The sequence below is a fragment of the Agromyces sp. P1_H4 genome, assembly GCF_056405255.1.
In genome coordinates, this window is record NZ_JBFUCL010000240.1 from 1 (window position 1) to 5,923 (window position 5,923).

The window sequence follows — 5,923 nt, forward strand, 5'->3', positions numbered from 1 at the left end:
ACCCAGCCGACCGTCTTCGTCGGCGAGTCCACCTGGGATCCGGCCTGGCATCGCGACCTGCCCGCGATGGCGGATGTCGAGGCGACGACGATCGACGAGCGCACGCGGCTCTGGCGACGGTCGCTCGGCCCGATGGCCGACGGGCTCGACGTCTCGACGGCGACGGCGCAGTTCCGGTTGCGGCCCGAGCAGGTGCAGCGGGCCGCGTCGACGGCACGAGCTCAGGCGGCGCTGTCCACGTCGGGCACGATCACCGCCGCCGACCTCGCGGCCGGTGCGAGGGCCGAGAACGCCTCGGCGCTCGACCGGCTCGCCCGACGCGTCGCCCCGCGGGTGGCCTGGTCGGATCTCGTGCTGCCCGCGGCGCCGATGAACGCCCTGCGCGAGATCGAGCTGCGTGCCCGGCACCGAGAGCAGGTGCTCGGCGACTGGGGCATGCGGCCCGGCGGCGGCCGCGGCCACGGCGTCGTGGCGCTCTTCGCAGGCGACTCGGGCACCGGCAAGACCATGTCGGCCGAGGTGGTCGCGGGCGGGCTCGGCCTCGACCTCTATGTCATCGACCTCTCGACCGTCGTCGACAAGTACATCGGCGAGACCGAGAAGAACCTCGAGCGCATCTTCCGCGCGGCCGCGGGCACCAATGCGGTGCTGCTGTTCGACGAGGCCGACGCGGTGTTCGGCAAGCGCAGCGACGTGAAGGACGCGCACGACCGCTACGCCAACGTCGAGAGCGCCTACCTGCTGCAGCGCATGGAGACCTTCGACGGCCTCGCGATCCTCGCGACGAACCTGCGCGCGAACATCGACGAGGCGTTCACTCGACGCCTCGACGTGATCGTCGACTTCCCGATGCCCGACGCCGCGCACCGCAGCCGGCTCTGGGACCAGAGCCTGGGCTCCCGCGTGCGCCGCGCCGACGACCTCGACCTGGAGTTCCTCGGGCGGTCGTTCGAGCTCGCGGGCGGAGCCATCAGGGCGGCGGCCGTCACGGCGGCCTACCTCGCGGCATCCGAACGCGGCGGCGTCTCGATGCGCCACCTCGTGCTCGGCGTGCACCGGGAGTACCGCAAGCTCGGCCGCCTCGTCGTCGAACGCGAGTTCGGCCGGTACTGGGCGGAGGTGGCGGGCGGATGACCCGGCATCGCGCTGCGCGTTCGCGAACGGGCGCCTTCCCGATCGGGCACATCTCGTCCCCGTCGGGCCTGCCCGCGGTGAAATGGAAGCGGTCGATCGTGGAGGTGCACCATGCACGCACATGACTACGACGGCGTCGACCTCGAGGTCGCACGCCGGGGGACGGATGCCGCGCACGAGGCGCAGGGCACGACGCACGGACTCGCCGAGCGCCGAGCCGACGTGCTCGGCCCGGCGACGATGCTGCGCCTGCAGCGCGAGGCCGGCAACGCCGCGGTCAGCGACCTCGTCGAGGAGCAGCGCTCGCCGGTGCTCGACGTCGTGTCGTCAGGCGGCTCGCCGCTCGAGCCCGCGGTGCGCACCGACATGGAGTCGCGCCTCGGCCACGACTTCGGCGACGTGCGGGTGCACACGGATGCCGCGGCGCACGAGTCCGCGAGGTCGGTCGGCGCGCACGCCTACACGGTGGGCAGCAACGTCGTCTTCCAGCGCGACGCGTACGACCCGTCGTCGCAGGCGGGCCGGACGACCATCGCCCACGAGCTCACCCACGTGGTGCAGCAGCGGTCGGGCCCTGTCGAGGGCACCCCGACCGGCAGCGGCGTCAGCGTCAGCGATCCCGGCGACCGCTTCGAGCGCGCCGCTGCCGACAACGCCGCCAGGGTCATGAGCGAACCGGCGCCCGTGCAGCGAATCGACGACGGCTCCGGCGCCGGAGCACCGACCGTGCAGCGCGAGGGCGACGAGGAGGAGGAGCCCGTGCAGGGGCTCTGGCTGCAGCGCGAAGAGGCCGAGGAGGAGCAGGAGGAGTCGGCCGGCTAGGCCGACGCCTGTTCCCCCTGCCCCATCGAGCAGCCCTTCTCACCCCCTCGCCCGTCCGGTTGGACCCCCCGCCGCGGCATCCGCGGACCGACGCTTGGATCACGCAATCCAGCGAAGGAGTCGGGGATGCCCACCTATCTCTCACCCGGTGTGTACGTGCAGGAGATCGAGGCCGCCACGCGCCCGATCGAGGGCGTCGGCACCGCGGTCGCAGCATTCATCGGGATGGCACCGAAAGGGCCGGAGAACTCGCCGACGCTCGTGTCCAATTGGACGCAGTTCGTCGACCAGTTCGGCGGGCTCTATCCGGGCGCCTATCTCGCGTACTCGGTGTACGGCTACTTCCTGAACGGCGGCGGCAACTGCTACGTCGTCCGCGTCGGCACGGGCCAGCAGAGCTCGGGCGGCAAGGGCGCCAAGCGGGAGCAGAAGGCCATCGCGTCGGGACCGCAGACCGCGACCATCGGCAACTACGTGTTCACGGCGAAGAACGCCTCGCCGAACGCGAAGCCGATCTCGGTCGAGATCGCCGATCCGGGCGGCGAGGAGCCGGAGGACGGCGTCTTCAAGGTGGTCGTCACGGCCGAGGGCCGCGCGCCGGAGATCTGGGAGCAGGTCTCGCCGAAGCCCGACCACGCCGCCTACGTCGTGACCAAGGTCGCCACGGAGTCGAAGCTGGTCACGGTCGAGGAGGTGGATGCGGCATCCGCCGGCGTCCTCCCGAAGCCGGGCCGGTTCGACCTGGCCGTGCCGGAGCCCGAGGAGCAGCCCATCGTGCTCGAGGGCGTCTCCGCGGCCAACTACATCGGCAACGCCGCCGACCGCACCGGCTTCAGCGGCCTCGAGGAGATCGAGGAGGTCACCATGGTGGTCGTCCCCGACCTCATGGCGGCCTACGAGCAGGGCGCCATCGACCTCGAGACCGTGAAGGCCGTGCAGCTCGCGGTCATCGCGCACTGCGAGCTGATGGGCGACCGCGTCGCCATCCTCGACCCGCCGCCGGCCCTGAACGCGCAGGAGATCGTCGCGTGGCGGCGCACCGGCGCGGGCTACGACTCGAAGTTCGCGACCCTGTACTACCCGTGGGTCAAGGTGCTGGACCCGGCGACCGGCAGCAACCGGTTCGTGCCGCCGTCGGGCTACATCGCCGGCGTCTGGGCGCGGAACGACAGCGAGCGCGGCGTGCACAAGGCGCCGGCGAACGAGGTCGTCCGGGGCGCCATCGAACTGCAGACGCAGCTGACCCGCACCGAGCAGGAGCTCCTCAACCCGATCGGCGTCAACGCGATCCGCGCGTTCCCCGGTCGCGGCATCCGGGTCTGGGGTGCGCGCACGCTCTCGAGCGATCCGGCCTGGCGGTACGTCAACATCCGCCGCCTCTTCAACTACCTGGAGAAGTCGATCCTCGGCGCCACGCAGTTCGCGGTCTTCGAGCCGAACGACCCCGCCCTCTGGGGCAAGCTGCGTCGCTCGATCTCGGCGTTCCTCATCAACGAGTGGCGCAAGGGCGCCCTGTTCGGCAGCACCGCCGACGAGGCCTTCTTCGTCAAGTGCGACGAGGAGACGAACCCCGCCGAGCTCATCGACGTCGGCCAGGTCGTCTGCCAGATCGGCGTCGCCCCGGTGAAGCCCGCGGAGTTCGTGGTGTTCGAGCTCTCGCAGTTCTCGGGCGGCACGAGCCTGGTCGCCGAGTGACCGCAGAGCGCGACCGCAGAGCGCGACCGCACGAGCGTGATCGCACGACACGAGTAGGAGACTGACATGCCACTGGCCGATACCTTCGATTCCTCACCCGCCTACGCCTTCAAGGTCATCATCGACGGCATCGAGCTGCCGAAGGTGACGGAGGTCTCGGGGCTGAAGAACGAGGTCGACAAGATCGAACTCAAGCAGCAGCTGGCCGACGGGAAGTACGTCGCGAGGCAGCTGATCGGTCGCGCGAAGACGGGGGAGTTCACCGTCACCCGCGGCCTCACCGACTCCAAGACGGTCACCGACTGGCTCGGCGTCGTCATGAAGGGCGACGTGAAGGGCGCGCGCAAGACCGCGTCGGTCGAGCTCCTCGACTACGAGGGCGGCACCATCAAGAAGTACGAGTTCCGCAACTGCTGGGTGCGCAGCGTCGAGGTCAACTCGCTCAAGGCGGGCGCGACCGAGCAGGCCACCGAGAAGTTCACGATCTGCTTCGACGAGTCAGAGGTGAAGTGATGCAGCGCGTCATCGCGACGCGGCCCGGGATCGAATCGACGGATGCCGCGCCGGCGGGTCTCGTGGACGACGGCGCCATGCGCACCGAGTTCGCCTTCGAGCTCCCGCGCGGCTACGTCGGTCCCGACGGCACGGTGCATCGCCGTGGGGTGATGCGGCTGGCGACGGCGCGCGACGAGCTGCTGCCGCTCTACGACGCCCGCGTGCAGGAGAACGCCGCCTACACGACGGTCGTGCTGCTCGGTCGGGTGATCACGTCGCTCGGCTCGCTCGGCTCGATCGACTCGTCGGTCATCGAGAACATGTTCGCGTCGGATGTCGCGTTCCTGCAGGACTTCTACCGGCGGGTGAACGCCGAGGGCCACACGCGCATCGCGGTGACCTGCCCCGAGTGCTCGCACCGGTTCACGGCCGATCTCGCGGGCGGTCGCCTGGGGGAATCATGACGTACTCGGCCGACCGCATCCATGAGGAGGTCGCGTACGTCGCCTACCACTTCCACTGGTCGCTCGACGACATCCTCGACATGGAGCACGCGGAGCGCCTGCGCTACGTGCACGAGATCGCGTCGATCAACACGAGGCTCTCCGAGGAGCGCTGATGCGCTGGCCGTGGCAGCGGGACGACCCGTCGCCGGCACCGCCGACGGCGACGTCCGATCCGTCGCGCCCGCTGTCGTCGTCGCCCATCCCGCCCGCGGGCTGGGCGTTCCTCCCGCCGCTGCAGCGTCAGGTGTCGGATGCCGCGCCGGCGACGCTCTCGACCGGGTTCGTCGCGTCGCTGCCCACGCGGGTCGTGCCGAGCAGCCTCGGGGCGATGGGACACCTCGTGGACGCCACGGCACCGTCGGGCACGGTGGCCGGCAGCGCATCGGGGTTCGGCGCGCCCGTGCAGCGGTCGGTCGTGGCGGACCTCACGCTGCGGCCGCCGCTCTCGGGGCCGGGGCGCTCGACCCAGCAGGGGAGTGCGTCGTCGCCGGCCGTGCCGTCGACCGTCGCCGACGCTGCGTCCGGCGTGGACCTCCCGGTGCAGCGCGCCCCCGAGCAGGACCTCGCGCCGGCCGAGCCCGTCGAGGCACCGGATGCCGCGGCATCCGTCGACCGCGACGATGAGCCCGCGCCATCCGCAGGCGAACCCCCCGCGGCCTCGACCCAGGGGGAGGCGCCGGCTCAGGACGTCGCCGAACCGAACGCTCCGGCGCTTGGGGGTGCTGCGCCGATCGTGGCGACAGCCGCAGCGAGCGACCGGTCGGCCGATCCTGCCCCGACCGAGGCTCCCAGAGCCGGCACCCCGGCGCTCCGTCTCTCGGGCGCACCGTCGGTGCAGCGCATCGATCGGGGCGGGACGCCGATCGACCTTCCGACGCCTGACCCGTCGCCCCTCGACGCACCCTCGGTCGCCGCCGCGGTTCCTCCCCAGGCGCAGTCGAGCACGTCGGGGCCGACGCTCGCCGGCCCGCCCGCCGCGGTATCCGAGGCAGTGCCTCGGCGCTTCGGGCTCGGCGCTCCACTTCCGTCTGGGATGTCCGCAGGAGGTGGGCTCCCGTTGCAGCGGGCCGCGACCCCGAACTCGGCGGCCCCGGCGATCGGCGACGCGCTCGCCGCGACGCCCGCCGTCTCGGAGCCGGACGAGCCCTCCGCATCGGCCGTCGTCGACGGCCCGGCGCAGACGGTGCGCGGCGTGCTCGGCGCGACCACTTCGGGCGCCGACGTCAGGCCCGCGGCGGGACCCGAGCCCGGCCCCTCGCACGCGGCCACGG

Annotated in this window: 6 protein-coding genes and 1 pseudogene; all 7 read left to right on the forward strand. The window is 71.9% G+C overall.

Annotation, left to right across the window (positions count from 1 at the left end; all coding sequences use genetic code 11):
• On the forward strand, positions 1 to 1,134 hold a 1,134-nt coding region (locus AC1DY2_RS13900), incomplete at its 5' end, for an ATP-binding protein (RefSeq protein WP_476762971.1).
• Between the two features lie 111 nt (positions 1,135 to 1,245).
• Entirely contained in the window at positions 1,246 to 1,956 is a 711-nt protein-coding gene (locus AC1DY2_RS13905) for an eCIS core domain-containing protein (RefSeq protein WP_476762972.1), read from the forward strand.
• A 126-nt stretch (positions 1,957 to 2,082) separates the two neighbouring features.
• On the forward strand, positions 2,083 to 3,651 hold the full coding sequence (locus AC1DY2_RS13910) for a phage tail sheath family protein (RefSeq protein WP_476762973.1): 1,569 nt from the start codon (positions 2,083 to 2,085) through the stop codon (positions 3,649 to 3,651).
• Positions 3,652 to 3,717: 66 nt separating this feature from the next.
• The gene (locus AC1DY2_RS13915) at positions 3,718 to 4,164 is read left to right on the forward strand and encodes a phage tail protein (RefSeq protein ID WP_309974721.1); all 447 of its coding nucleotides are present in this window, start codon (positions 3,718 to 3,720) and stop codon (positions 4,162 to 4,164) included.
• Positions 4,164 to 4,610, forward strand: coding sequence for a hypothetical protein (locus AC1DY2_RS13920; RefSeq protein ID WP_476762974.1), 447 nt, complete (start codon positions 4,164 to 4,166; stop codon positions 4,608 to 4,610). Before AC1DY2_RS13915 ends, AC1DY2_RS13920 begins: the two co-directional genes overlap by 1 nt.
• The gene (locus AC1DY2_RS13925; protein ID WP_159606153.1) at positions 4,607 to 4,765 is read left to right on the forward strand and encodes a DUF6760 family protein; all 159 of its coding nucleotides are present in this window, start codon (positions 4,607 to 4,609) and stop codon (positions 4,763 to 4,765) included. Before AC1DY2_RS13920 ends, AC1DY2_RS13925 begins: the two co-directional genes overlap by 4 nt.
• Positions 4,765 to 5,923: pseudogene (locus AC1DY2_RS13930) on the forward strand (hypothetical protein); the annotation flags it as partial. The gene AC1DY2_RS13925 and the pseudogene AC1DY2_RS13930, both read left to right, overlap by 1 nt.

Coding starts and splice junctions, on each gene's coding strand:
- AC1DY2_RS13905 (WP_476762972.1), top strand. CDS start 1,246: ATGCACGCACATGACTACGACGGCGTCGACCTCGAGGTCGCACGCCGG.
- AC1DY2_RS13915 (WP_309974721.1), top strand. CDS start 3,718: ATGCCACTGGCCGATACCTTCGATTCCTCACCCGCCTACGCCTTCAAG.
- AC1DY2_RS13910 (WP_476762973.1), top strand. CDS start 2,083: ATGCCCACCTATCTCTCACCCGGTGTGTACGTGCAGGAGATCGAGGCC.
- AC1DY2_RS13920 (WP_476762974.1), top strand. CDS start 4,164: ATGCAGCGCGTCATCGCGACGCGGCCCGGGATCGAATCGACGGATGCC.
- AC1DY2_RS13925 (WP_159606153.1), top strand. CDS start 4,607: ATGACGTACTCGGCCGACCGCATCCATGAGGAGGTCGCGTACGTCGCC.